The 626-nt window shown below is 40.3% G+C and carries 1 protein-coding gene; it reads right to left on the bottom strand.

Annotated elements, in window-relative coordinates; all coding sequences use genetic code 11:
- Window positions 1-626, bottom strand: a 626-nt coding sequence (locus GQR46_RS20360; RefSeq protein WP_165742344.1) for an IS4 family transposase, incomplete at both ends; no start/stop codon positions are given.

The raw sequence follows: 626 nt of genomic DNA on the forward strand, positions 1-626 counted from the left end.
TCGTATTAAATTATAGGCGAGTAACACGCCCCATAGCTCCTGACGCACCATATCTGGACGCTTGCTTCTTAAATGGTATGCGCTATCAAGCATGGTTTGTTTGATTTCTCTAAACCCAAGCTCTATCTCCCAACGATGACAATATAATTCAACAATTTCATTACCTGGATAACGCAATCTATCCGTCATCGAGGTTAATATACGGTAGCTTTTGCCCTTTATTGTTTTACTGATTAATCTCGCTTTAATCGTTTCAGGAACATCGGGAAAGTTTTTTTGTGCATGCTTTGTTGTTTTCAATTCAATGATATGGTCATTTTTACCCGCGCTGGAGATGATTTCATACTGTAAGTCGGGCCTTGCTGGTATCAGCCAGTGCCTCATCTTCCCAGTTTGGTGCCAACGATTTAACAGGCCTAAAGAATAATATCCTTTATCAAACATAGTCAGTGAATTATCTGGTGTACGTTCAATTAAACGCTCAGCTAATTTCATCTCGTTGGTTTTATAGTTATCAAACTCGCTACTGAGCAGTTGATGGCTGGTCAATTCCATATGACAGACCATGCGTATTTGAGGAAAGGCTGTATCACCGTATTGGTTGCTACCAGAAGAGAAGGCTTTAC

Source organism: Pseudoalteromonas sp. Z1A6, from assembly GCF_011378745.1.
In the GTDB taxonomy this organism is placed as follows: Bacteria; Pseudomonadota; Gammaproteobacteria; order Enterobacterales; family Alteromonadaceae; genus Pseudoalteromonas; species Pseudoalteromonas arctica.